This is a genomic window from Cedecea sp. NFIX57, assembly GCF_900177785.1.
Classification (GTDB): Bacteria; Pseudomonadota; Gammaproteobacteria; order Enterobacterales; family Enterobacteriaceae; genus Cedecea; species Cedecea neteri_C.
This window is the reverse complement of sequence record NZ_FXAS01000025.1, coordinates 46,079-71,782: the sequence shown is the minus strand read 5'-3', so window position 1 is coordinate 71,782 and position 25,704 is coordinate 46,079. Positions and strand designations below refer to the sequence as shown.

The 25,704-nt window shown below is 52.8% G+C and carries 22 protein-coding genes, 2 tRNA genes, 1 rRNA gene and 1 pseudogene; 20 read left to right on the top strand and 6 right to left on the bottom strand.

Annotated features, from left to right (window positions below; all coding sequences use genetic code 11):
* The 3 genes from rrf to B9Y90_RS19280 form a co-directional block, all read left to right on the top strand.
* Positions 1–78 (top strand): 5S ribosomal RNA (gene rrf / locus B9Y90_RS27675); the annotation flags it as partial.
* A gap of 55 nt (positions 79–133) precedes the next feature.
* Positions 134–210: transfer RNA gene (locus tag B9Y90_RS19285), tRNA-Asp, on the top strand.
* 51 nt (positions 211–261) lie between these two features.
* Positions 262–337, top strand: a tRNA-Trp gene (locus tag B9Y90_RS19280).
* A 79-nt stretch (positions 338–416) separates the two neighbouring features.
* On the opposite strand, the gene hdfR is transcribed toward B9Y90_RS19280, so the two are convergent.
* The gene (hdfR, locus tag B9Y90_RS19275; protein WP_085542210.1) at positions 417–1,241 is read right to left on the bottom strand and encodes an HTH-type transcriptional regulator HdfR; all 825 of its coding nucleotides are present in this window, start codon (positions 1,239–1,241) and stop codon (positions 417–419) included.
* 119 nt (positions 1,242–1,360) lie between these two features.
* Here hdfR and B9Y90_RS19270 point away from each other — a divergent pair, with 119 nt between their 5' ends.
* On the top strand, positions 1,361–1,699 hold the full coding sequence (locus B9Y90_RS19270) for a MaoP family protein (protein ID WP_039289198.1): 339 nt from the start codon (positions 1,361–1,363) through the stop codon (positions 1,697–1,699).
* Positions 1,700–1,723: 24 nt separating this feature from the next.
* Here B9Y90_RS19270 and B9Y90_RS19265 read toward each other — a convergent pair.
* Positions 1,724–3,244: pseudogene (locus B9Y90_RS19265) on the bottom strand (YifB family Mg chelatase-like AAA ATPase).
* A gap of 353 nt (positions 3,245–3,597) precedes the next feature.
* Between B9Y90_RS19265 and ilvL the strand changes: the two are divergent.
* From ilvL to ilvA, 6 genes are all read left to right on the top strand, one after another.
* Entirely contained in the window at positions 3,598–3,696 is a 99-nt protein-coding gene (gene ilvL / locus B9Y90_RS19260) for an ilv operon leader peptide (protein ID WP_071530467.1), read from the top strand.
* Between the two features lie 140 nt (positions 3,697–3,836).
* Positions 3,837–5,483 carry an acetolactate synthase 2 catalytic subunit gene (gene ilvG / locus B9Y90_RS19255; protein WP_085542209.1) on the top strand — a complete coding sequence of 549 codons (1,647 nt, stop codon included), beginning with the start codon at positions 3,837–3,839 and terminating at the stop codon, positions 5,481–5,483.
* Entirely contained in the window at positions 5,480–5,737 is a 258-nt protein-coding gene (ilvM, locus tag B9Y90_RS19250; protein WP_016538957.1) for an acetolactate synthase 2 small subunit, read from the top strand. Before ilvG ends, ilvM begins: the two co-directional genes overlap by 4 nt.
* A gap of 19 nt (positions 5,738–5,756) precedes the next feature.
* Entirely contained in the window at positions 5,757–6,686 is a 930-nt protein-coding gene (locus tag B9Y90_RS19245) for a branched-chain amino acid transaminase (RefSeq protein ID WP_039289201.1), read from the top strand.
* 73 nt (positions 6,687–6,759) lie between these two features.
* Positions 6,760–8,610: a dihydroxy-acid dehydratase gene (ilvD, locus tag B9Y90_RS19240; RefSeq protein ID WP_085542208.1), complete on the top strand. Its 1,851-nt coding sequence runs from the start codon at positions 6,760–6,762 to the stop codon at positions 8,608–8,610.
* Positions 8,611–8,612: 2 nt separating this feature from the next.
* Positions 8,613–10,157, top strand: coding sequence for a threonine ammonia-lyase, biosynthetic (gene ilvA, locus B9Y90_RS19235; RefSeq protein ID WP_039289203.1), 1,545 nt, complete (start codon positions 8,613–8,615; stop codon positions 10,155–10,157).
* Here the strand turns inward: ilvA and ilvY are convergent.
* Positions 10,154–11,047, bottom strand: coding sequence for an HTH-type transcriptional activator IlvY (ilvY, locus tag B9Y90_RS19230; protein ID WP_039289204.1), 894 nt, complete (start codon positions 11,045–11,047; stop codon positions 10,154–10,156). The genes ilvA and ilvY overlap by 4 nt on opposite strands.
* Positions 11,048–11,212: 165 nt before the next feature.
* Here ilvY and ilvC point away from each other — a divergent pair, with 165 nt between their 5' ends.
* From ilvC to B9Y90_RS19215, 3 genes are all read left to right on the top strand, one after another.
* Positions 11,213–12,688 carry a ketol-acid reductoisomerase gene (gene ilvC, locus B9Y90_RS19225; RefSeq protein WP_008455576.1) on the top strand — a complete coding sequence of 492 codons (1,476 nt, stop codon included), beginning with the start codon at positions 11,213–11,215 and terminating at the stop codon, positions 12,686–12,688.
* A gap of 89 nt (positions 12,689–12,777) precedes the next feature.
* Complete coding sequence (locus tag B9Y90_RS19220) at positions 12,778–13,218, top strand: Rrf2 family transcriptional regulator (RefSeq protein ID WP_085542207.1); 441 nt, start codon at positions 12,778–12,780, stop codon at positions 13,216–13,218.
* On the top strand, positions 13,215–13,592 hold the full coding sequence (locus B9Y90_RS19215) for a hypothetical protein (RefSeq protein ID WP_039289206.1): 378 nt from the start codon (positions 13,215–13,217) through the stop codon (positions 13,590–13,592). Before B9Y90_RS19220 ends, B9Y90_RS19215 begins: the two co-directional genes overlap by 4 nt.
* Before the next feature lie 29 nt (positions 13,593–13,621).
* On the opposite strand, the gene ppiC is transcribed toward B9Y90_RS19215, so the two are convergent.
* Entirely contained in the window at positions 13,622–13,903 is a 282-nt protein-coding gene (gene ppiC / locus B9Y90_RS19210) for a peptidylprolyl isomerase PpiC (RefSeq protein ID WP_039289207.1), read from the bottom strand.
* An 83-nt stretch (positions 13,904–13,986) separates the two neighbouring features.
* On the opposite strand from ppiC, the gene rep reads away from it, so the two are divergent.
* Positions 13,987–16,008: a DNA helicase Rep gene (rep, locus tag B9Y90_RS19205; protein WP_085542206.1), complete on the top strand. Its 2,022-nt coding sequence runs from the start codon at positions 13,987–13,989 to the stop codon at positions 16,006–16,008.
* A 1-nt stretch (position 16,009) separates the two neighbouring features.
* On the opposite strand, the gene gppA is transcribed toward rep, so the two are convergent.
* Both gppA and rhlB read right to left on the bottom strand, forming a co-directional pair.
* Entirely contained in the window at positions 16,010–17,494 is a 1,485-nt protein-coding gene (gene gppA, locus B9Y90_RS19200) for a guanosine-5'-triphosphate,3'-diphosphate diphosphatase (protein ID WP_039296409.1), read from the bottom strand.
* Positions 17,495–17,501: 7 nt separating this feature from the next.
* Complete coding sequence (rhlB, locus tag B9Y90_RS19195; protein WP_008455563.1) at positions 17,502–18,770, bottom strand: ATP-dependent RNA helicase RhlB; 1,269 nt, start codon at positions 18,768–18,770, stop codon at positions 17,502–17,504.
* 131 nt (positions 18,771–18,901) lie between these two features.
* Here rhlB and trxA point away from each other — a divergent pair, with 131 nt between their 5' ends.
* The 6 genes from trxA (at position 18,902) to wecC (ending at position 25,699) form a co-directional block, all read left to right on the top strand.
* Positions 18,902–19,231, top strand: a complete 330-nt coding sequence (gene trxA, locus B9Y90_RS19190; RefSeq protein ID WP_008455560.1) for a thioredoxin TrxA — start codon at positions 18,902–18,904, stop codon at positions 19,229–19,231.
* Between the two features lie 361 nt (positions 19,232–19,592).
* Entirely contained in the window at positions 19,593–20,852 is a 1,260-nt protein-coding gene (rho, locus tag B9Y90_RS19185; RefSeq protein WP_008455558.1) for a transcription termination factor Rho, read from the top strand.
* Between the two features lie 235 nt (positions 20,853–21,087).
* Positions 21,088–22,179, top strand: a complete 1,092-nt coding sequence (wecA, locus tag B9Y90_RS19180; protein WP_085542205.1) for a UDP-N-acetylglucosamine--undecaprenyl-phosphate N-acetylglucosaminephosphotransferase — start codon at positions 21,088–21,090, stop codon at positions 22,177–22,179.
* A gap of 22 nt (positions 22,180–22,201) precedes the next feature.
* Positions 22,202–23,248 carry an ECA polysaccharide chain length modulation protein gene (gene wzzE, locus B9Y90_RS19175; protein WP_085542204.1) on the top strand — a complete coding sequence of 349 codons (1,047 nt, stop codon included), beginning with the start codon at positions 22,202–22,204 and terminating at the stop codon, positions 23,246–23,248.
* Positions 23,249–23,309: 61 nt separating this feature from the next.
* A complete protein-coding gene (wecB, locus tag B9Y90_RS19170) occupies positions 23,310–24,440 on the top strand; it encodes a non-hydrolyzing UDP-N-acetylglucosamine 2-epimerase (protein WP_085542212.1) in 1,131 nt (376 codons plus the stop codon).
* The gene (gene wecC, locus B9Y90_RS19165; RefSeq protein ID WP_039289211.1) at positions 24,437–25,699 is read left to right on the top strand and encodes a UDP-N-acetyl-D-mannosamine dehydrogenase; all 1,263 of its coding nucleotides are present in this window, start codon (positions 24,437–24,439) and stop codon (positions 25,697–25,699) included. The genes wecB and wecC overlap by 4 nt, the downstream gene beginning before the upstream one ends.
* The last annotated feature ends 5 nt before the right edge of the window (positions 25,700–25,704 follow it).

Genomic DNA, 25,704 nt, shown 5'->3' with positions numbered 1-25,704 from the left:
GCCGAACTCAGAAGTGAAACGCCGTAGCGCCGATGGTAGTGTGGGGTCTCCCCATGCGAGAGTAGGGAACTGCCAGGCATCAAATTAAGCAGTAAACCGGGGCAACAAACCGGTGGTTGTAGAAAAATTCGGTGGAGCGGTAGTTCAGTCGGTTAGAATACCTGCCTGTCACGCAGGGGGTCGCGGGTTCGAGTCCCGTCCGTTCCGCCACTTATTAAAATTAAGCCTGCTATTTAAGCAGGCTTAATAGTAGGAAAATTTAGGGGCGTAGCTCAGTTGGTAGAGCACCGGTCTCCAAAACCGGGTGTCGCGAGTTCGAGTCTCTCCGCCCCTGCCATATATAATCCTTTGCTTAGGCAAAGGATTTTTTTTGCCCAAAATTCCTCTCCTTTATATTCTTAGCTATTAAAAGCGCATTACTGCGCCTTTAATGGTGTCTTCAATAATTCTTTGATAACACTCTGTTTGTCCGTGTTTTGTAACCAGACAGCATACAATGGTCTGGACAGCGTTGTGCTTTCAGAGACAGGCCAGATCCCAGGCTGCTCTTTTGCCCACTCAATCGGCAGGAAGGTGCAACCGTTAAGTTCAGAGATCAGCTTGCAGGCTATTTTTGCTGAACTGGTAGCTAATACCGGGATATCATCACTCCCAATGAGCTCGGCCTCATGCTGGTGAAAATCTGCCCCCCACTCGATACGTAAATAGTTGAGTGAAGCTTTACGGCTTTCTGCAGCAGGACCATAAAGCGCCATGCTGAAGTAACCTAGCAACTGGCTGGCAAATTCATCCATTTTGGGCGCTTCAGTGGTGAGCAATAAATCCAGCTGGCGTTCATGAAGCTGTTTAACGAGCGACTGCCGTTGTGCAATTCGTGCTTCGAACTGCAGGCCATTATGCTGTTGATAAAGCGCAACTAGCCATTCAGAAAGCATGCATTCCCAAAGTGATGCGCTGGCACCAAGTGTGAGCTGATTATGCTGAGAAGTATGTGATACCTCTTTTTTTGCTGCTAACCACGTATTCATCAGATTTTCTGCGTAGGGCAACAGGCGCTCTCCGGCAGTTGTCAGCCGTATGTTATTGCGATGGCGGGTAAAAAGGTTTACGCCCAGCTGATTTTCGAGCTGTCGGATGCGAAAGCTTACCGCAGACTGCGTCAAATAAAGTGCTTCTGCAGCGCGTCCAAAGTGCCGTGTTCTGCTAACTTCCAGGAAGGTTTTAAGTAATTCTGTGTCCACGCCTTACTCCAAAAAATAATTTGTCGTTATGATTTAAATGTTTTGTTTTACACTCTGTCAAGCGTAACTAATACTCCGCGCCATAAATAGCTCGGCCAAGAAAATCAGGAGCGTGTAGGATGGCGGAAAGCTTTACGACGACTAATCGGTTTTTCGACAATAAACATTATCCACGTGGGTTTGCTCGTCATGGTGATTTCACCATCAAAGAGGCACAGCTGTTAGAACGTCACGGTTTTGCGTTCAATGAGCTGGATCTCGGCAAGCGCGAACCAGGCACTGAAGAAGAAGTGCAGTTTGTTGCCGTATGCCGTGGTGTGCGCGAGCCTGCTACTGAAGCGGAACGCGTCTGGAGCAAGTACATGGCGCGTATCAAACGCCCAAAACGTTTTCATACTCTGTCTGGCGGCAAACCACAGATGGATACGGTTGAAGACTACAGCGATAGTGATGATTAAAAAATGGGGCGAAAGCCCCATTTTTTAATCCGCAAGTCTGTGCAAATGAAGGAGCAGTCGATCAATTGTTCGATAGCTGAGTGCTTCCTGGAGATGTACCCGAGTAATGCTCTCGCAATGCTCGATATCCGCAATGGTACGGGAGACTTTCAGGAGACGTTGCCATGCCCTGACCGACAGGCCCAGTTTGAGTAATGTTTCCTCCAGCCAAACTGCATCACCTCTCACAAGAACACAGTGTTCGCGGATCTCATGATTGCTAAGTCGGGCATTTAGCTTACTCTGCCGGCAGAGTTGTCTGTTACGTGTCTCCATTACCCTCGTTCTTATTACCTCGCTCTTTTCTTCATCATGATTTGTTTTGCTCAGCATTCCTGCCGGAAGAAGCGGGATATCCACTGAGAGATCGAAACGGTCGAGAAAAGGACCTGAAAGCCGATTCATATAGCGTAAAGTCTGCTGGGGTGTGGCACGGTTATGCTTGCCCTCATAGTGCCCTGTGGGGCTGGGATTCATCGCCGCGATGAGCTGAAAATCCGCGGGGTAGGTAATTTTTGCTCGGGTGCGAGAGATATGAATCTCGCCGGATTCAATAGGTTCCCTGAGCGAGTCCAGGACGCGGCGTTCAAACTCGGGTCATTCATCCAGAAATAATACGCCGTTGTGCGCCAACGAAATTTCCCCTGGCTGCGGGATAGCTCCGCCACCCACGATGGACGTTAGAGAAGCGCTATGATGCGGAGCTCTGAACGGACGCTGGCGCCAATGGCGATGAAGATGCGAGGATTGTACCAGGCTCAGAATAGCTGCGCTCTGTAGTGCTTCAGCATCGTTCAAAGGAGGAAGGAGAGTATTAAGCCGGCTAGCCAGCATGGTTTTGCCCGTTCCTGGTGGGCCTATCAGTAACAGGTTATGCCCGCCAGCCGCCGCAATTTCCAGGGCTCGTTTTCCCTGGCTTTGCCCAATAATCTCGTTCATGTCTTCTTTGTTATCCGCTTGCCACAGTGCAGGGCTAACCGGGGTGCGGAGATCGTGCTTTCCTTCCAACCAGGCGCATACTTCGGTCAGATGCGTGGCTACAAAGCAGCCCGGTTTAGCGATCAGGCCAACTTCTTCTTCATTTTCTGCGGCAACCACAACTTCTCGTCCCGCATTCAAAGCCTCCATAGCGGATGATATGGCCCCGGAAACCCCACGTAGTTCCCCCGTTAGCGCGAGCTCGCCGATAAACTCAAGCTGGGCCAGCTTGGGCGTATTTAGCTGCTCAGAGGCAACCAGCAGCGCCAGAGCAATCGGTAAATCATATCTGCCACCTTCTTTAGGAAGATCTGCCGGGGCAAGGTTAATGGTGATTTTACGCGCCGGAAATGTGTAGCCACTGTTGATCAATGCACTTCTGACCCGATCCCGGGCTTCTCTCACGGTAGTTTCAGGCAGGCCGACAAGCGTAAGCCCGGGTAAACCAGCACTGATATGTACCTCAACCGTAACCTGTGGGGCGTGAACGCCGAGTGCTGCTCTGGTGTAGACAACCGACAGTGACATTTTTCCTCCGCGAAAAACTTCATTCTGCCGTGCCAATAAAAGATTAAATATTGTTCTTTTAATTCACCAGGAAGCATCTTCCTGACTTTTTTATCCGCTTTCTTTTTTACAGATCTGGCTGCGAAGCCGATCGCATAACAATAACTTTTTACTGGTATTACGCAGAAAATAGCCTCAGCAGACCCGTTTTATGAATTATTTTCACTTTCTCGTTATCCACTGAAATTAAATAGTTTTTATGCTAATTATTTTCAACGCCGATCTTTTCGTCATAAAAAAATATTGTGCTTCACATCAACTCTGTGATAACTCTGTAGGCATTACTTCGAACTAGACGTTAGAACATACAGAAAATGACAGCCCTTCTACGAGTGATTAGCCTGGTCGTGATTAGCGTGGTGGTGATTATTATCCCACCGTGCGGGGCTGCACTTGGAGAAAGAAAGGCTTAAAAATCAAGCCTGAATCGAAAAGAACCCCCGCACCGAAAGGTCCGGGGGTTTTTTGTTGACTGAAGAATGTGAAGCGAGGAACAGAGTATGTGTTGCAGAATAAAATGCTGTTTCTCCGGTAATGAGACGGGGAACTAACTATGAATGGTGCACAGTGGGTAGTACATGCGTTGCGAGCGCAGGGGGTTGAAACAGTTTTCGGTTATCCTGGTGGCGCGATTATGCCGGTGTACGATGCTTTGTACGACGGTGGTGTGGAACATCTACTGTGTCGCCATGAACAAGGTGCGGCCATGGCGGCCATTGGTTATGCCCGTTCAACCGGCAAAACCGGTGTGTGTATTGCCACCTCTGGCCCCGGTGCGACAAATTTGTTAACCGGCCTTGCTGACGCACTTTTAGATTCTGTTCCCGTGGTTGCCATCACCGGCCAGGTGGCTGCGCCTTTGATCGGGACTGACGCCTTCCAGGAAGTTGACGTCCTCGGTCTGTCACTTGCCTGCACCAAACACAGTTTCCTCGTCGAATCCCTTGATGAACTGCCGCGTGTCCTTGCCGAGGCATTTGAAATTGCTAATGCTGGCCGCCCGGGCCCCGTTCTGGTCGATATTCCAAAAGATATTCAGTTGGCTATCGGTGAGCCTGAGGCGTGGTTATCTGCCGTTGAAGATGATGCAGACCTGCCGTTTACTGAATTGCAGCAGGCCCGTGAAATGCTCGCTCAGGCTAAAAAGCCGATGCTTTACGTCGGTGGCGGCGTTGGAATGGCGCAGGCGGTTCCAGCGCTCCGTGAGTTTATTTCCGTCACGGGTATGCCTTCCACTGTCACTCTGAAAGGACTAGGTGCAGTCCCGGCCGATGATGCGTTTTATACCGGTATGCTGGGGATGCACGGTACCAAAGCGGCAAACCTCGCCGTTCAGGAATGCGATCTGCTGTTGGCCGTTGGCGCCCGTTTCGACGATCGTGTCACCGGGAAGCTGAATACCTTTGCACCACACGCCAAAGTTATCCACATGGATATCGATCCTGCGGAGCTGGGCAAGCTGCGCCAGGCGCATGTTGCGTTGCAGGGGCCGCTGAACCAGCTTTTACCTGCCTTACAACAGCCGTTGCACATTGCTTCATGGCAGCAGCATATCGCGGCCCTGAACGAAGAACACCAGTGGCGCTACGATCATCCGGGCGAGGCTATCTATGCCCCCCTGCTGCTGAAGCAACTCTCTGAACGCAAATCAGCTGAAGCTGTTGTGACCACCGACGTAGGCCAACATCAGATGTGGACCGCACAGCACATGACCTTCACCCGCCCGGAGAACTTCATCACCTCCAGCGGACTTGGCACGATGGGCTTTGGTTTACCTGCCGCCGTTGGCGCTCAGGTTGCAAGGCCGGAAGATACGGTGATCTGCGTCTCCGGCGATGGCTCTTTCATGATGAACGTTCAGGAGCTGGGCACCATCAAGCGCAAGCAGTTGCCGGTCAAAATCCTGCTGCTCGATAACCAACGTCTGGGCATGGTGAGGCAGTGGCAGCAGCTGTTTTTTGAAGAGCGCTACAGTGAAACGACCCTGACCGACAACCCCGATTTCCTCACGCTGGCCAGCGCCTTTGGCATTCCAGGCCAGCACATCACCCGTAAAGACCAGGTAGAAGCCGCGTTAGACGCCCTGTTGAACAGCGACGGCCCGTACATGCTTCACGTCTCGATCGATGAGTACGAAAACGTCTGGCCGCTGGTACCGCCCGGTGCCAGTAACTCGCAAATGCTGGAGAAATTATCATGATGCAACATCAGCTCGCAGTGCAGGCTCGCTTCCGCCCGGAAACGTTAGAACGTGTTTTACGCGTCGTGCGTCATCGTGGCTTCCAAATCTGCGCCATGAATATGGCCGCGGCGGGGAATACCGACAATATTAATATTGAATTGACCGTTGCTAGCCTGCGGCCAGTCGAATTACTGTTTACTCAATTAAGCAAGCTGGTTGACGTTGCCTGCGTTGAAATCCAGCAACCAACATCACAACAAATCCGCGCCTGAGCGCAAAAGGAAGAGAACAATGACGACCAAGAAAGCTGATTACATCTGGTTCAATGGCGAGATGACTCCGTGGGGAGAAGCGAAAGTTCACGTAATGTCCCACGCGTTGCACTACGGTACTTCGGTCTTTGAAGGTATCCGTTGCTATGACTCGCACAAAGGGCCAGTGGTGTTCCGTCATCGTGAACACATGCAGCGCTTGCGTGACTCAGCAAAAATCTATCGCTTCCCGGTATCGCAAAGTGTTGATGAGCTGATGGAAGCCTGCCGTGCGGTTATCCGTAAAAACAACCTCACCAGCGCTTACATCCGCCCTCTGGTCTTTGTTGGCGACGTAGGCATGGGCGTTAACCCGCCGGAAGGGTACACCACCGACGTGATCATTGCGGCCTTCCCGTGGGGCGCTTATCTGGGCGCTGAAGCGCTGGATCAGGGGATTGATGCAATGGTCTCTTCCTGGAACCGCGCGGCACCAAACACCATTCCTACCGCGGCAAAAGCGGGCGGTAACTACCTTTCTTCTCTGCTGGTCGGCAGCGAAGCACGCCGCCACGGCTATCAGGAAGGGATTGCGCTCGATGTGAACGGCTTCCTGTCCGAGGGCGCGGGCGAAAACCTGTTCGAAGTGAAAGATGGCGTGATTTACACCCCTCCATTCACCTCTTCAGCACTGCCGGGCATTACCCGTGATGCAATTATCAAGCTGGCAAAAGACCTGGGCATTGAAGTCCGTGAGCAGGTGCTTTCGCGTGAATCTCTGTACCTGGCCGACGAAGTCTTTATGTCCGGTACCGCCGCAGAAATCACCCCGGTACGCAGCGTAGACCGCATTCAGGTGGGCGAGGGTCGCTGTGGCCCGGTCACCAAACGTATTCAACAGGCATTCTTTGGCCTGTTCACCGGTGAAACTGAAGACAAATGGGGCTGGTTGGATCAGGTAAACCCATAAGTCTTAAATAAAAATATAATCAGGCGGGCGGAAAAAGACCGCCTGCTACCCGACAGACTGGAGTAAATAAAGCATGCCTAAGTATCGTTCCGCCACTACCACCCACGGCCGCAATATGGCAGGTGCCCGCGCGCTGTGGCGCGCAACGGGAATGACCGACGCCGATTTCGGCAAGCCGATTATTGCGGTGGTCAACTCCTTTACCCAATTCGTTCCGGGCCACGTTCACCTGCGCGATCTGGGTAAACTGGTTGCCGAGCAAATCGAAGCTTCCGGCGGCGTAGCGAAAGAATTCAACACCATTGCGGTGGATGATGGTATCGCGATGGGGCATGGCGGCATGCTTTATTCCTTGCCATCCCGCGAGCTGATTGCCGACTCGGTTGAGTACATGGTGAACGCCCACTGCGCAGATGCCATGGTCTGTATCTCCAACTGCGACAAAATCACCCCGGGGATGTTAATGGCCTCGCTGCGCCTGAACATTCCGGTGATCTTCGTTTCCGGCGGCCCGATGGAAGCCGGGAAAACCAAACTTTCCGACCAGATCATCAAGCTGGACCTGGTTGATGCGATGATTCAGGGTGCAGACCCGAAAGTTTCTGACGAGCAAAGCGAGCAGGTTGAACGCTCCGCGTGTCCAACGTGCGGCTCTTGTTCAGGGATGTTCACTGCCAACTCCATGAACTGCCTGACCGAAGCGTTGGGTCTGTCTCAGCCGGGCAACGGTTCACTACTGGCGACGCACGCCGACCGCAAAGAACTGTTCCTGAACGCAGGTAAACGCATTGTTGAACTGACCAAGCGTTACTACGAGCAGGATGATGCCACCGCGCTGCCGCGCAACATCGCCAGCAAAGAAGCATTCGAAAACGCCATGACGCTGGATATCGCCATGGGCGGCTCCACTAACACCGTTCTGCACCTGCTGGCCGCCGCGCAAGAAGCTGAAATCGATTTCACCATGACTGACATTGACCAGCTGTCCCGCAAGGTTCCTCAGCTGTGTAAAGTCGCGCCAAGCACCCAGAAATACCACATGGAAGACGTGCACCGTGCGGGTGGCGTGCTCGGTATTCTCGGCGAGCTGGATCGCGCCGGGTTGCTGAACCGCGAAGTGAAAAACGTGCTTGGCCTTTCCCTGCCGCAGACGCTGGAACAATACGATGTAATGCTGACCAAAGACGAAGCGGTGAAAACCATGTTCCGCGCGGGTCCGGCGGGTATTCGTACTACTCAGGCTTTCTCGCAGAGTTGCCGTTGGGACACGCTGGATGACGATCGCGCTAACGGCTGTATTCGCTCACTGGAAAATGCCTACAGCAAAGACGGCGGCCTGGCCGTTCTGTACGGCAACTTCGCGGAAAACGGCTGTATTGTTAAAACCGCAGGCGTGGATGAAGGTAGCCTGGTATTCCGTGGCCCGGCCAAAGTTTATGAGAGCCAGGACGATGCGGTAGAAGCCATCCTCGGCGGCAAAGTGGTTGCGGGTGACGTGGTTGTTATTCGCTACGAAGGGCCAAAAGGCGGGCCAGGCATGCAGGAAATGCTCTACCCAACCACCTTCCTGAAATCTATGGGACTGGGCAAAGCCTGCGCGCTGGTCACCGATGGCCGTTTCTCCGGCGGGACCTCGGGTCTGTCTATTGGCCACGTTTCTCCGGAAGCCGCGAGCGGCGGCAATATTGCCCTGATTGAAGACGGCGACATGATTGCCATTGATATCCCTAACCGCGGTATTCAGCTGCAGCTTACCGATCAGGAAATGGCGGCACGTCGTGAAGCACAGGAAGCACGCGGTGATGCAGCCTGGACGCCACGTAATCGTGAACGTCAGGTTTCCTTCGCTCTGCGCGCGTACGCCAGCCTCGCCACCAGTGCGGATAAAGGCGCAGTGCGTGATAAAAGCAAGCTTGGAGGCTAATTATGGCTGAGTCACAACCGCTACCCGATGCCCCCGGCGGAGCAGAGTATCTGCGCGCGGTATTGCGCGCGCCGGTTTACGAAGTCGTGCAGGTAACGCCGCTACAGAAAATGGAAAAGCTTTCTTCGCGCCTTGATAATGTCATTCTGGTTAAGCGTGAAGACCGTCAGCCAGTGCACAGCTTCAAGCTGCGCGGGGCGTATTCGATGATTGCAGGCCTGAACAGCGAGCAAAAAGCCTGTGGCGTGATCACCGCTTCTGCGGGAAACCACGCGCAGGGGGTTGCACTTTCGTCCACCCGGCTTGGCATTAAGTCGCTGATCGTTATGCCTGTGGCCACTGCGGATATCAAAGTTGACGCTGTGCGGGCCTTTGGCGGTGAAGTGTTGCTGCATGGCGCGAATTTCGATGAGGCAAAAGCCAAAGCCATCGAACTTTCTCAGCAGCAAGGTTTCACCTACGTGCCTCCGTTTGACCATCCGGCTGTCATCGCCGGGCAGGGTACGGTTGCGCTGGAACTGCTGCAGCAGGATGCGCATATCGATCGCGTATTCGTGCCGGTTGGTGGCGGTGGCCTGGCGGCAGGCGTAGCGGTTCTGATCAAGCAACTGATGCCGCAAATCAAAGTGATTGCGGTTGAAGCCGAAGATTCTGCCTGTCTCAAAGCAGCACTGGATGCCGGGCACCCGGTTGAGCTGCCGCGCGTGGGGCTGTTTGCCGAAGGCGTTGCGGTTAAGCGCATCGGCGACGAAACCTTCCGCGTATGCCAGGAATACCTGGATGACATCATCACCGTGGACAGCGACGCTATCTGCGCGGCGATGAAGGATTTGTTCGAGGACGTGCGTGCTGTCGCCGAGCCTTCCGGGGCGCTGGCGCTGGCGGGGATGAAAAAGTACGTCCAGCAGCACAACATTCGTGGCGAACGCCTGGCGCATGTGTTGTCTGGCGCAAACGTGAATTTCCACGGGCTACGTTATGTCTCTGAGCGCTGTGAACTGGGCGAGCAGAGGGAAGCGTTGCTGGCGGTCACTATTCCCGAGCAAAAAGGCAGCTTCCTGAAGTTCTGCCAACTGCTGGGCGGTCGCTCGGTTACCGAGTTTAACTACCGCTACGCCAGTTCTGACGATGCCTGTATTTTTGTTGGGGTGCGTCTGACTCGCGGGCTGGAAGAGCGTAAAGAGATCATCGCTCAGCTCAGTGAAGGCGGCTACGGCGTGGTCGATCTCTCTGACGACGAAATGGCGAAGCTGCACGTTCGCTACATGGTGGGCGGCCGGCCGTCGAAACCGCTGCGCGAACGGTTGTACAGCTTTGAGTTCCCTGAATCACCAGGGGCGCTGCTGAAGTTCTTGAGCACGCTGGGAACGCACTGGAACATTTCTCTGTTCCACTACCGCAGCCACGGCACTGACTACGGGCGAGTTCTGGCGGCGTTTGAGTTGGGTGAAAATGAGCCGGACTTCGAAACCCGGCTCAACGAACTGGGTTACGAATGTCACGACGAAACCCAAAACCCGGCGTTCCGCTTCTTCCTGGCCGGTTAATGGCTGCCGGGTAGAAGCTTCCAGAACGCGCTGATAAGCGGCTCATTGAGCCGCTTTTTTTGTACGCAAACGCCCAGTTCAAACGGGGCTTTCTCATCGTTACGTTCCAAAACCAGCACGCGGTTGCGCACCGGTTCCGGGCTGTTTTCCAGCACGATTTCCGGGATCAGCGCGACCCCACATCCCAGCGCCACCATTGACACCATGGCTTCGTGGCCAGCGACGGTGGCATAGATCACCGGGTTACTGATTTTCTGGCGGCGGAACCACAGTTCGATACGGCGGCGAACAGGCCCCTGCTCGGGCATGATAAACGGAATTTTGGCCCAGTCTGGCTCCGGCTGGCTTACCTGCGCCCTGACAGGGCAAGGCAAAGCGGGGGCGATCAAGGCCACGGATAAATTTTCCAGCATTGAGAAAGCCACGCCAGGCGGAAGGGATTCTGGTTTTCCGGCGATCGCCAGGTCGGCTTCATTGGAATCAACTTTTTCTACCGCATCCGCGGCGTCGCCTGTGGTCAGCTTAATTTCAACGGAAGGGTGTTCAGCCCGGAAGCGGTCCAGAATGGGCGGCAAATGGCTGTATGCGGCGGTCACCGAGCAAAACAGATGCAGCTCTCCACTCAGGGAAGGGCCTTGCTGGCCAAGTGTGTGGCGCATCTGCTGATATTGCAGCAGCGTGTGCTGGGCAAACTGCCTTAATTGCTCCCCGGCTTCAGTCAGCGTCACGGTGCGGTTATCGCGTAAAAAAAGAGGTTGCCCGAGGTCGTCCTCCAGACGCTGGATTTGACGCGAAAGCGTGGAGGGGCTGACGTGCATGGCGCGTGCGCTACGCCCAAAATGGCGGCTTTCGGCCAGGTGCAGAAAGGTTTTCAGATCGCGTAAATCCATGGTCATCAAGCCTCGTTTTTGCATTGCAATAATCGCAACGCGACGTTGTTAATATATCAATTTAAGCAACGCATTTCCTGTCATATAGTGGGTTCATTCTAGGCAGCACGACACGGCTGCAGAGCCCTTACAATAAGCACAACACGACACATACGGAGTTCTACGATGGCTAATTATTTCAACACTTTGAACCTGCGTCAGCAGTTAGCGCAGTTGGGTAAATGTCGCTTCATGGGGCGCGATGAATTCGCCGATGAAGCAAGCTACCTCAAAGGTAAAAAAGTCGTCATCGTCGGCTGCGGTGCTCAGGGCCTTAACCAGGGTCTGAACATGCGCGACTCCGGGCTGGATGTTTCCTATGCCCTGCGTGCGGAAGCTATCGCCGAGAAGCGTGCTTCCTGGCGTAAAGCGACTGAAAACGGCTTCAAAGTGGGTACTTACGAAGAGCTGATCCCGCAGGCGGATCTGGTTGTTAACCTGACGCCAGACAAACAGCACTCTTCCGTTGTTCAGGCCGTACAGCCGATGATGAAAGACGGCGCAGCGCTGGGCTACTCCCACGGTTTCAACGTGGTTGAAGTCGGCGAAACCATTCGTAAAGATATCACCGTGGTGATGGTAGCACCTAAGTGCCCGGGCACCGAAGTGCGCGAAGAATACAAACGTGGTTTTGGTGTGCCAACGCTTATCGCAGTTCACCCTGAAAACGATCCGAAAGGCGAAGGTATGGCGATTGCCAAAGCCTGGGCTGCGGCCACCGGTGGCCACCGTGCGGGCGTGCTGGAGTCTTCCTTCGTTGCGGAAGTGAAATCTGACCTGATGGGCGAGCAGACTATTCTGTGCGGTATGCTGCAGGCTGGTTCTCTGCTGTGCTTCGACAAGCTGGTGGCAGAGGGTACTGATGCTGCATATGCAGAAAAACTGATTCAGTTCGGCTGGGAAACCATCACCGAAGCGCTGAAACAGGGTGGGATCACGCTGATGATGGACCGTCTGTCCAACCCGGCAAAAATCCGCGCTAACGCGCTGTCCGAGCAGCTGAAAACCATCATGGCTCCGCTGTTCCAGAAACACATGGATGACATCATCTCCGGTGAGTTCTCCTCCGGCATGATGGCTGACTGGGCTAACGACGATAAGAAACTGCATACCTGGCGTGAAGAGACCGGCCAGACTGCTTTCGAAACTGCACCGCAGTTTGAAGGCAAGATTTCCGAGCAGGAATACTTCGACAAAGGCGTGGTGATGATCGCCATGGTGAAAGCGGGCGTTGAGCTGGCCTTCGAAACCATGGTTGACGCTGGCATCATCGAAGAGTCGGCATACTATGAGTCCCTGCACGAGTTGCCGCTGATTGCTAACACCATTGCTCGTAAGCGCCTGTACGAAATGAACGTGGTTATTTCTGATACCGCTGAGTACGGTAACTATCTGTTCTCCTACGCAGCTGTTCCGCTGCTGAAAGAGTTCATGACCACGCTGCAGCCGGGCGATCTGGGTAAAGAGATCCCAGCCGCTGCGGTAGACAACGCTCAGCTTCGTGACGTCAATGAAGCCATTCGTAGCCACGAAATCGAAAAAGTGGGTCAAAAACTGCGTGGTTACATGACCGACATGAAACGCATCGCCGTTGCTGGTTAATGTGTTTTTGAAATGAAAAAGGCGCTTCGGCGCCTTTTTTTGTGCCTGTTATCTTGCCGTCTCTCTTTTTATGTAATATCGTAAGTTACATGAAAATAAATAACTCCTTCTCAGCAACTCTGCACATCCTGCTTCATCTGGAGCAGATGGACAAACCGCTCACATCGGAACAAATGGCCGCCTTTATCGACGGCAATCCGGCGTTTATTCGTAAAGTGCTCGCTGGTCTGCGCGAGAACAACATCGTCTGTTCAACCAAAGGTCATCACGGCGGCTGGAGGCTCTGCCGCCCGGCCAGTGAAGTGACGCTGCTGGATATTTATCTGGCGCTGGGATCGCCGGGCCTGTTTGCGCTAGGCAATCGTAATGAAAACCCGCAATGCCTGGTGGAGCAGGGAGTCAATCGCGTGATGTCCGAGACGTTTACCGCCGCTGAAGAGCTGGTACTGGCGCGGTTTAAAAGCCTGACATTACAAGATATCGGGAGCGAATTTATTCGCTATTTCAATGAAAAGGGGCACGAGGAATGATTTCAACCTTAACCACGGATCTGCCAGTTTGTCTGATGATCGCCCTGGCCGCCGCCAGTATTTCGATGACGATAACCCAAACTGAACTGTTTGCAGGATTACGCAGCTGGACGGCAAAAAAGCATGCGATGCTGGGCCATCTCTTTCAGTGTTTCTACTGCCTTAGCCACTGGGTGGTGTTTGCCGGTATGCTGATTTACCGCCCCTATTTGCTGCACAGCGGGATGCCGGTGATCGACTGGATTATGACGGCGTTTATTACCCTCACGCTGACCACTTTCGTCAACGGCATTATTTTCAAAGTGTTCCAGATGGCGGTCGGCACGCATTTGCTAAAACATGAAGCCCAGCAGACGCTGCAGTCGACAAAATAAAGAAAAGGCCGGATATCCCGGCCTTTTACTTAGTTACGGTACAGTACCTTGATGATGTGGTAGCCGAACTGAGTATGCAGCGGGCCATAAGGCTCCAGCAGTGGGCAGGAAAAGACCACTTTATCGAATGCAGGAACCATCTGTCCCTGACGGAATTCACCTAAATGGCCGCCTTTTTTGCCGGACGGGCAGGTAGAGTGCTTCTTCGCCAGTTTCTCGAAGTCGCCGCCGTTTTTAAGCTGCTCCAGAAGGTCCTGAGCCAGTTTTTCTTCCTTTACAAGGATATGCAGTGCTGCTGCGGTTTTTGCCATGATAGTGCCTTGAGTCATGTTGATTACGCTCGCTATACTACCACGCTGTTTTTGTCCCCTCCTGACTTTCATTGAGTGACCGTATGCGTTTAAACCCTGGCCAACAACAAGCCGTCGAATTTGTCACCGGACCCTGCCTGGTTTTGGCCGGAGCTGGCTCGGGTAAAACGCGCGTTATCACCAATAAGATTGCGCATCTGATTCGCGAAAGTGGCTATCAGGCGCGCCAAATCGCGGCGGTAACCTTTACCAATAAGGCCGCCCGCGAAATGAAAGAGCGCGTTTCGCAGACGCTGGGGCGCAAAGAGGCACGCGGATTGATGATCTCGACTTTCCACACGCTAGGGTTGGAGATTATCAAGCGTGAATATGCGGCGCTTGGTATGAAATCTAATTTCTCGCTGTTTGACGATACCGATCAGACCGCACTGCTAAAAGAGCTAACTGAAGGCCTGTTAGAAAACGACAAAGTACTGCTTCAGCAGCTGATCTCGACGATCTCCAACTGGAAGAACGGCTTGTTGTCTCCGGCACAGGCTGCCGCGCAGGCGAAGGGCGAACGGGATCGTATTTTTGCCCATTGCTACGGGCTGTACGATACCCATCTGAAGTCTTGCAACGTACTGGACTTTGACGATCTCATCTTGCTGCCAACGCTGCTGCTGCAGCGCAATGCAGAAGTTAGGGAACGCTGGCAAAACCGTATTCGCTATCTGCTGGTGGACGAATACCAGGATACCAACACCAGCCAGTATGAGCTGGTGAAACTGCTGGTTGGCGCGCGGGCGCGCTTTACCGTTGTAGGTGACGATGACCAATCCATTTATTCGTGGCGTGGCGCGAATCCGCAGAACCTGGTTCTGCTGAGCAAAGATTTTCCGGCGCTGCAGGTGATCAAGCTTGAGCAGAACTACCGCTCGTCCCGCCGGATTTTGAATGCGGCCAATATTCTGATCGCTAACAATCCGCACGTTTTTGAGAAGCGGCTTTTCTCTGAACTTGAACACGGTGCAGAATTGAAGGTCGTGACGGCTAATCATGAAGAGCATGAGGCCGAACGCGTTACCGGCGAGCTGATCGCCCACCACTTTATTAATAAAACTAACTATAAAGATTACGCGATTCTGTACCGCGGCAATCACCAGTCGCGGGTGTTCGAAAAGATGCTGATGCAAAACCGCATCCCGTATCGCATCTCCGGCGGCACTTCATTCTTCTCGCGTCCGGAGATTAAAGATCTGCTTGCCTACCTGCGGGTGCTGACGAACCCGGATGATGACAGCGCATTTCTACGTATTGTGAACACACCCAAACGTGAAATTGGCCCGGCAACGCTGCAAAAGCTTGGCGAGTGGGCGATGCAGCGCAATAAAGGCTTGTTCACCGCCAGCTTTGATATGGGACTAAGTCAGACGCTCAGCGGGCGCGGTCTTGATGCGTTGCAGCGTTTTACCCACTGGCTGCGGGACGTGGCTGCGCTTGCCGGGCGCGAACCGGTGGCTGCCGTGCGAGATCTTATCCACGGCATCGACTATGAAAGCTGGCTGTATGAAACCTCACCCAGCCCGAAAGCTGCTGAAATGCGGATGAAAAACGTTAACCAGCTTTTCAGCTGGATGACCGAGATGCTTGAAGGCAACGACCTGAATGAGCCGATGACGTTAATCCAGGTAGTAACGCGTTTTACCCTGCGCGACATGATGGAGCGTGGTGAAAGTGAAGAAGAAGCCGATCAGGTTCAGTTGATGACCCTGCATGCTTCTAAGGGCCTGGAATTCCCCTATGTTTATCTTGTCGGCATGGAGGAAGGGATCCTGCCGCATCAAAGCAGCATCGATGAAGATAACGTGGATGAAGAGCGCCGCCTGGCTTACGTGGGAATTACCCGCGCGCAAAAAGAGCTGACGTTTACGCTGTGCCGGGAACGCCGGCAGTATGGTGAGCTGGTGCGCCCTGAACCAAGCCGGTTTCTGCTGGAGCTGCCACAGGACGATTTGAGCTGGGAAACTGAGCGGAAAGTGGTTTCTGCCGAAGAGCGGATGCAAAAAGGACAAAGTAATGTGGCCAACATCCGTGAGATGCTGGCCAAAGCGCGTAAAAGCTAGATTAATTGACGCTGAGCGGCCAGTGAACGTAGCTTTGCCACAGTTTTTCCTGTTCCAGCAGCTCGGCACCGAGAGGGTGACAGGCAAGCCAGGTGTCGGGCAATGCCAGATGCAGCGTTTCGCCGTCGGCCTGCAGTTTAATCTCGGGCAGGATATCGTCCCGGCGGCGGTTGGCGAAAATAATCGCCAGGCGTAACAGGCGGCAGAGTCTTTCCGCCACGCGCGGCGGGACAGCGTTTTGCTGGTGGAGCGAAGAGAGATCGACAGGATTGGTCTGATTAAGCAGTAGCGTTGCCAGCAATTTCTTCTGCGCGGGCGTATAGCCCGGCAAATCCAGGTTTCTCACCAGATAGGCCGCATGCTGCGGGGCATGTTTAAAATCGATGCTCAAGCCAATTTCATGCAGCAGAGCGCTGCTTGCCAGCATTTGCTGACTGAGGGGATCCAGCCCCCAGGGCTCGGCGATTTGCGAAGCAAAATTCTGCGCAAGCTGCTCCACGCGAGCCGCCTGGCTGGTATCTACCATAAAACGGCGCTGGACGTTACGCAGCGTTCTCTGGCGAATCTCCTGGTCAACCGCAAGATGCAGCATCCCGTAGACCAAACCTTCACGCAGCGCGCCACCGGCAAGCGTCATGCATTCAATATCAAGCTGTTGGAAGATAGCGATGAGAATGGCCAGGCCGCTCGGGAAAACCAGTGCCCGCTCCAGCGTGAGTCCTTCAATTTCCAGCTCTTCCAGCCGGCCACACTGAATTGCTCGCTGCTTTAGCTGCTGCAGTTTTGCCAGGGTAATACGTTCGTCCATTCCCTGCGCCATCATGATTTCCTGCAGCGCCTGCACGGTACCTGAAGCGCCGACACAAATCTTCCAGCCGTGGTTTTTAAGCTCGGCAATGACCGGGCTGAGTACTTCTGCAGCTGCCGCTTCTGCAGCCGCGAAGTTCTCCTGAGCAAGATTTCTGTCGCTAAAGAAACGCTCCAGCCACGTGACACAGCCCATTGAGAGGCTGAATAACGAGGTTGTCTGCGCCCCGGTGCCCGTTACCAGTTCGGTACTGGCGCCACCGATATCAACCACCAGACGGCGATCGTCGCCCCCGGTCGTGTGGGCAACGCCCTGATAAATCAGGCGGGCTTCTTCTTCACCGCGAATCACCTGGACCGGGCAGCCGAGGATTTCCTGCGCCTTTTGCAAAAAAACATCGGCATTAACGGCGAGGCGCAGCGTGGCTGTAGCCACAACGCGAATTTGATTCTGAGGGATATCCTGAAGGCGTTCGGCAAATAAGCGTAGGCATTGCCAGCCACGTTCCATGGCTTCCGGAGAGAGAACGCACTCGCTGTTGAGGCCAGCAGCGAGGCGGACTTTTCGCTTAATGCGGGTCAGGGTTTGTATGCTTCCTGCCACCTCACGCACAACCAACATATGAAAACTGTTAGAACCCAGATCAATTGCTGCATAGAGTGAGGCGGTACTTAGCATAGATTTTTTAACCTGCGCGACGACGATTACCACGAGGAGCGCCACCGCGGCGTGGACCGTTGCCTGGGCGGCTGCGGGTCAGACGTTTTGGCGGTGGGAACTCATTTAACAGTGCTTCAGCGTTATATTTGCTCACCGGAATGGCGTGACCAATATAGGTTTCGATTGCCGACAGGTTCAGGGCGTAATCTTCGCATGCGAGGCTGATCGAATGACCGCTTGCCCCGGCACGACCGGTACGGCCAATACGGTGGACGTAGTCTTCGCAGTCGTCCGGCAAATCGTAGTTAAAAACGTGAGTAACGGCTGGAATATGCAGGCCACGAGCCGCAACGTCAGTTGCAACCAGAATATCCAGATCGCCACGGGTAAACTCTTCCAGGATGCGCAGGCGTTTTTTCTGTGCGACATCACCCGTTAACAGCCCAACGCGATGACCATCAGCGGCCAGATGGCCCCAGATATCTTCACAGCGGTGTTTGGTGTTCGCGAAGATGATGGCGCGGTCTGGCCATTCTTCTTCGAGCAGCGTTTGCAGCAGACGCATTTTCTCTTCGTTAGAAGGATAGAAAAGCTCTTCTTTAATGCGGTGACCCGTTCTCTGCTCGGGCTCAACTTCCACATATTCCGCGTTGTTCATCTGCTCGAAGGCCAGTTCACGTACGCGGTAGGAAAGTGTGGCTGAGAACAGCATATTCAGGCGCTGAGTGACCGGCGGCATGCGGCGGAACAGCCAACGAATATCTTTAATAAAGCCGAGATCGTACATGCGATCGGCTTCATCCAGGACCACAACCTGAATCGCGCCCAGGTTAATGTGATTTTGTTTGGCGTAGTCAATCAGTCGGCCGGTGGTACCGATCAAAATATCGACGCCGCTTTCCAGCACTTTCAGCTGTTTGTCATAGCCGTCGCCACCATAGGCAAGGCCAAGCTTCAGGCCAGTCGCCTGAGCTAACGGTTCCGCATCAGAGTGAATCTGTACCGCTAATTCGCGGGTTGGCGCCATAATCAAGGCGCGTGGTTGATTCACCTGACGGTTCTCTGGAACCGGGTGAGAAAGTAAATAGTGGAACGTGGACGTCAGAAACGCCATCGTTTTGCCTGTACCGGTTTGCGCCTGCCCTGCAACGTCACGATTCGCCAGAGTCAGCGGAAGTGCCAGTGCCTGAATTGGGGTGCAGTTATGGAACCCTTTATTTTCAAGGGCTTCAATCACCTTAGGGTGCAGGGCGAAGTCGGAAAACTTCTTTTCGGTCAAATGTGTTTTGCTCATAGTGTGGTAGAATATCAGTTTACTATTGCTTTACGAAAGCACATCCGTTGAAATAAACCGGGTGAAATAAAGTCACCCCAAGTTGGTTAATGCTACACCAACAAGGTAGACATAATCCTGTGGAGTTGAACATGAGCGATAAAATTATTCACCTGACTGACGGCAGTTTCGACACGGACGTGCTTCAAGCTGAAGGGTTGATTCTGGTTGATTTCTGGGCAGAGTGGTGTGGTCCGTGTAAAATGATCGCCCCGATTCTCGACGAGATCGCTGATGAATATCAGGGCAAAATCACCGTAGCTAAGCTGAACATCGACCAGAACCCGGGTACGGCGCCGAAGTACGGCATCCGTGGTATCCCAACCCTGTTGCTGTTCAAAAATGGCGAAGTCGCTGCGACCAAAGTAGGCGCGCTGTCTAAAGGCCAGTTAAAAGAGTTCCTCGACGCTAATCTGGCATAATGGAATCTCAGCCGGTGCGTGCCGCATTTGCATTTTTTTGCGAGCTGCTGGACGCCCGGCGTCACACATGCTAAGTTACCTATGACTTCGCTTTAAACTTGCCCTTAAGTTTGAATCTTTGTAATACCTTAATGCTTCCCGTTCGCTGTCAAATCAACTCTCTTTTACAGCAATCACAACGGACGCATAACCGAATTCGGGCTTATCACCCATTCCGTCTTGTCGTTTCAGTTCTGCGTTTTTCCTATGACCAGGCAGCGATCAGACATGTGTGGTAGCCACTAAACAGGCACGGATGACCCTGCCATACCATTCACGAAACTAAGTTCGAGATTTACCCCGAGTTTAAGAACCCACCATTATGAATCTTACCGAATTAAAGAATACGCCGGTTTCTGAGCTGATTACTCTCGGCGAAAATATGGGGCTGGAAAACCAAGCCCGCATGCGCAAGCAGGACATCATTTTCTCCATCCTGAAGCAACACGCTAAGAGTGGCGAAGATATCTTTGGTGACGGTGTGCTGGAGATACTGCAGGATGGATTTGGTTTCCTCCGCTCCGCAGACAGCTCCTACCTCGCCGGTCCCGACGACATCTACGTTTCTCCCAGCCAAATCCGCCGTTTCAACCTCCGCACAGGGGATACCATCTCCGGTAAGATTCGTCCGCCAAAAGAAGGCGAACGCTACTTTGCGCTGCTGAAGGTTAACGAAGTTAACTACGATAAGCCGGAAAACGCCCGTAGCAAGATTCTGTTCGAAAACTTAACGCCTCTGCATGCAAACTCTCGTCTGCGTATGGAGCGTGGTAACGGTTCTACCGAAGACTTAACCGCTCGTGTACTGGATCTGGCATCACCAATTGGTCGCGGCCAGCGTGGCCTGATTGTGGCACCGCCAAAAGCCGGTAAAACCATGCTGCTGCAGAACATCGCGCAGAGCATTGCTTATAACCATCCTGACTGTGTACTGATGGTGCTGCTGATCGACGAACGTCCAGAGGAAGTGACCGAGATGCAGCGTCTGGTTAAAGGTGAGGTTGTAGCTTCTACCTTTGACGAACCGGCTTCTCGCCACGTTCAGGTTGCCGAAATGGTTATCGAGAAAGCGAAACGTCTGGTTGAACATAAGAAAGACGTTATTATTCTGCTCGATTCCATCACTCGTCTGGCGCGTGCCTATAACACCGTTGTGCCAGCATCCGGTAAAGTTCTGACCGGTGGTGTGGACGCAAACGCCCTGCATCGTCCAAAACGTTTCTTCGGTGCTGCACGTAACGTGGAAGAGGGCGGTAGCCTGACTATTATCGCCACCGCGCTTATCGATACCGGCTCTAAAATGGATGAAGTCATCTACGAAGAGTTTAAAGGCACCGGTAACATGGAACTGCATCTGTCCCGTAAGATCGCTGAAAAACGCGTCTTCCCGGCCATCGATTACAACCGTTCCGGTACGCGTAAAGAAGAGCTGCTCACCACGCAGGAAGAGCTGCAGAAAATGTGGATCTTGCGCAAAATCATTCACCCGATGGGCGAAATTGATGCGATGGAGTTCCTCATCAACAAGTTGGCGATGACCAAAACCAACGATGACTTCTTCGACATGATGAAGCGCTCGTAAGCAACAAAAACTCGGGGAACGCCACGCTTAGTCGTGGCGTTTTTCTTTTCTGCTAGATACGATATACAGACGATGAATGTATTGGCTATCGTTATCTTTTCAAAATTCCTTTTGCCATGGAAACAATCCATCGCTAACGGTTTGTTCAGGGAGGAATTATGTTTAATCTCTTCGGGACAGTTGCATATTTTTACTATGCTGACTTTGCCCATAAATCTTGCAGAGACCTTTCACTGTGAATTTAGTCACCGCCGGAACTGACTTGCTCCTAATTTTCATCTTTACTACCGCCTTTTTATTCATTGCACGCAAGGTAGCGAAGAGAATTGGCCTTGTTGATAAACCGAATTTCCGTAAGCGCCACCAGGGGTTGATTCCCCTGGTTGGTGGGATCTCTGTTTACGCAGGTATTTGCTTTTCTTTCATACTCGGGAAGTACTACATCCCCCACGGCTGGCTTTATTTAACCTGCGCAGGCGTCCTTGTTCTGATCGGTGCACTTGATGATCGTTTTGATGTAAGAGTGAAAATTCGAGCGTCAATTCAGGCAGTTATTGGCATCGTAATGATGTTCTATGGCAATCTGCATCTCAGTAGTTTGGGTTATATATTTGGCTCATGGGAACTGGTACTGGGCCCATTTGGTTATTTCCTGACGCTATTCGCCGTGTGGGCAGCGATCAACGCCTTCAATATGGTTGATGGCATTGATGGCTTACTCGGTGGCCTATCGTCTGTTTCGTTTGCTGCGATCGGTATCATTCTGTTCTTTGATGGTCAGTACAGCCTCGCGATGTGGTGCTTTGCCATGATCGTTGCCATCCTGCCATACATTCTGCTTAACCTTGGTGTGCTTGGACGTCGTTATAAAGTCTTTATGGGAGACGCCGGCAGCACGCTAATCGGTTTTACCGTTATCTGGATCTTACTGGAAACGACGCAGGGGCAAACACATGCAATAAGCCCGGTGACTGCGTTATGGATCATTGCGATTCCATTGATGGACATGATAGCAATTATGTATCGTCGCCTGCGCAAAGGCATGAGTCCATTCTCCCCCGATCGGCAGCATATTCATCATTTGATCATGCGCGCTGGGTTTACTTCAAGACAGGCGTTTGTGCTGATCACCCTTGCTGCAGCGTTACTCGCTGCCATTGGTGTTACTGCTGAGTATCTACATTTTATTCCAGAGTGGGTGATGTTGGCATTATTCTTGCTAGCATTCGTGCTATACGATTTTTGTATTAAGCGGGCCTGGAAAGTGGCGCGTTTTATCAGGCGTCATAAACGTCGTGTTCGCAGAAACAACAACGTAAACATTTAGTCTGACTTGAATTGGGGAAGCGATGAAAGAGCATGTGCCAGGTAATTACCCGGTAGTGGAGAACGAGCTGGATATTCGCGGCTTGTTTCGCACGCTGTGGCAGGGCAAATTCTGGATTATCGGAATCGCCTTTGTGTTTGCCCTTATTGCGCTGATTTACACCTTCTTAGCGAAACAAGAGTGGAGTGCAACGGCGATCACCGACCGCCCGACGGTCAATATGCTGGGGGGTTACTATTCTCAGCAGCAGTTTCTGCGCAACCTCGATGTAAAAGCCAATATGGCGACGACAGATCAGCCTTCGGTCATGGATGAAGCATACAAAGAATTCATCGTACAGCTTTCAGCCTATGATACCCGCAGGGATTTCTGGTTACAGACGGATTACTACAAGCAGCGTCAGGTGGGGAATAGCAAAGCCGACGCCGCACTGTTGGATGAGATCGTCGATAATATCCAGTACACGCCGGGCGACAGCGCTCGTAACATCAGCGATAGCGTAAAGCTGGTGGCTGAAACTGCCGCTGATGCCAATAACCTTTTGCGGCAATATGTCGCCTTTGCCAGCCAGCGTGCAGCTAGCCATTTAAATGAAGAGCTTACAGGTGCCTGGGCTGCGCGTACCGTTCAGATGAAAGCGCAGGTAAAACGGCAGGAAGCCGTGGCGAAGTCTATCTACGATCGCAAAATCAAAAGCATTGAGCAGGCACTAAAAGTTGCTCAACAGCAAAATATCACCCGCAGCGAAACGAACGTTCCTGCAGAAGAACTTCCGGATTCAGAAATGTTCATGCTGGGTCGTCCTATGTTGCAGGCGCGCCTGGAAAGCCTCCAGGCCGTAGGGCCTGATTTTGATATCGATTACGATCAAAACCGGGCGATGTTAAATACGCTGAATGTTGGGCCGACAGTCGATGTTCGTTTCCAGACCTACCGCTATTTACGCACGCCGGAAGAGCCAGTTAAGCGTGATAGCCCTCGTCGTGCGTTCTTGCTGATTATGTGGGGTGCGGTTGGGGCGCTTATTGGTGCTGGCGTAGCGTTAGCTCGCCGTCAAAAGACAGCGTAAGCCCTTTCCTGGTGGAGGAGCGATGGAATGTCTCCACCTTATTCAACATAAGAGAATCACCGTGAAAGTATTAACCGTTTTTGGCACGCGCCCGGAAGCTATTAAAATGGCGCCGTTGGTAGATGCGTTGGCAAAAGACGCGTTTTTTGACGCGAAAGTATGTGTAACGGCGCAGCATCGTGAGATGCTGGATCAGGTATTACACCTTTTTTCCATTACGCCAGACTACGACTTAAATATCATGAAGCCGGGGCAGGGCTTGACGGAAATTACCTGTCGTATTCTGGAAGGGCTAAAGCCTATTTTGGAATCCTTTAAGCCGGATGTTGTTTTGGTCCATGGCGATACCACTACTACTGTTGCGGCGAGCCTTGCTGCTTTCTATCAGCGGATCCCTGTCGGGCACGTTGAGGCAGGATTGCGCACTGGCGATCTGTACTCCCCATGGCCGGAGGAAGCAAACCGTACTTTAACCGGACATCTTGCTTCCTGGCATTTTGCGCCGACGGAAAATTCGCGTCAGAACCTGCTAAAAGAAAATATCAGCGAAGAAAAAATTTTTGTGACCGGCAACAGTGTGATTGACGCGTTACTTTCCGTCCGCGATCGGGTCCTGGCTCAAGAAACCGTGCGCCAGGAAATCGCGGCGAAACACCCTTTCCTTGATGCCAGTAAAAAAATGATTCTGGTTACCGGGCACCGTCGGGAAAGTTTTGGTGATGGTTTTGAGCGTATTTGCCGCGCGCTGGCAAGAATTGCCGCGCAAAACAGCGATGTGCAGATAGTGTATCCGGTTCACCTGAATCCAAACGTCAGTGAGCCTGTGAGGCGTATTTTGGGGCATATCGAAAATGTGATTTTGATTGAGCCTCAAGAATATCTGCCCTTTGTTTATCTCATGAACCACGCATGGCTTATTTTGACGGATTCCGGTGGGATTCAGGAAGAAGCGCCTTCTCTTGGGAAGCCCGTTTTGGTGATGCGCGAAACTACTGAGCGTCCTGAAGCCGTTGCCGCAGGTACCGTACGGTTAGTGGGGACCGACGAAGAGAGAATTGTCGCCGAAGTCACCCAACTGCTCCGTAATGAGCATGAATATAATGCGATGAGCCGTGCCCATAACCCTTACGGCGATGGCGAGGCCTGCAGCCGTATTTTAAATGCCTTAAAACAAAATCAGGTGAAATTATGAATTTTTCCACCATCTCCGTAATTGGTCTTGGCTACATTGGCCTACCGACCGCTGCCGCGTTTGCTTCTCGTCAACGTAAAGTGATTGGCGTGGATATTAATCAGCGAGCGGTGGATACCATCAATCGGGGTGAAATTCACATTATTGAGCCTGATTTAGACAAAGTAGTGAAATCTGCTGTTGATGCTGGCTACCTGAGCGCCACCGTGCAGCCCGTTGAGGCTGATGCTTATCTTATTGCTGTGCCAACCCCTTTTAAAGGCGATCATGAACCGGACATGGTTTATGTGAAATCGGCAGCAGAATCCATTGCGCCTGTCCTGAAAAAAGGGGCGCTGGTCGTGCTTGAGTCAACTTCGCCTGTCGGCGCGACTGAGCAAATGGCGGAATGGCTGGCTGCTCTGCGTCCGGATTTGAGTTTCCCTCAACAAGCGGGAGAGCAGGCGGATATCAATATCGCCTATTGCCCGGAGCGCGTTTTACCGGGGCAGGTGATGGTTGAACTGATCAAGAATGACCGCGTTGTTGGCGGTATGACGCCGGTATGTTCTGCTCGTGCGAGCGAGCTGTATAACATTTTCCTCGAAGGCGAATGCGTTATTACCAACTCTCGCACGGCCGAAATGTGCAAGCTCACGGAAAACAGCTTTCGTGATGTCAATATCGCCTTTGCCAACGAACTCTCCCTGATCTGTGCAGATCAGGGAATCAACGTCTGGGAATTGATTCGCCTTGCCAATCGCCATCCACGCGTGAATGTGCTGCAGCCAGGGCCGGGGGTCGGAGGGCACTGCATCGCGGTAGACCCATGGTTCATCGTATCGCAGAACCCTGAACAAGCCCGTCTTATCCGCACTGCTCGTGAAGTGAATGACGGCAAGCCTTTGTGGGTGATAAACCAGGTTAAGGCCGCGATAGCCGATTGCCTGGCTGAAACAGGCCGCCGGACCAGCGAGCTGACGATTGCCTGCTTTGGGCTTGCCTTTAAGCCGAACATTGACGATTTGCGTGAAAGCCCGGCAATGGAAATTGCTGAGCTGTTGGCCGAGTGGCACGGCGGTAAAACGCTGGTCGTCGAACCTAATATCCACACGCTACCGGCGAAGCTCGCTGGTCACTGCGAATTAACCTCGCTGGAAGCAGCCCTTAGCCAGGCTGATGTGCTGGTGATGTTAGTTGACCATAACGAATTTAAAGCTGTCCCGGCTGACAAAGTGCGTCAGCCGTGGATTGTCGATACCAAAGGTGTTTGGCGGTAACTGAC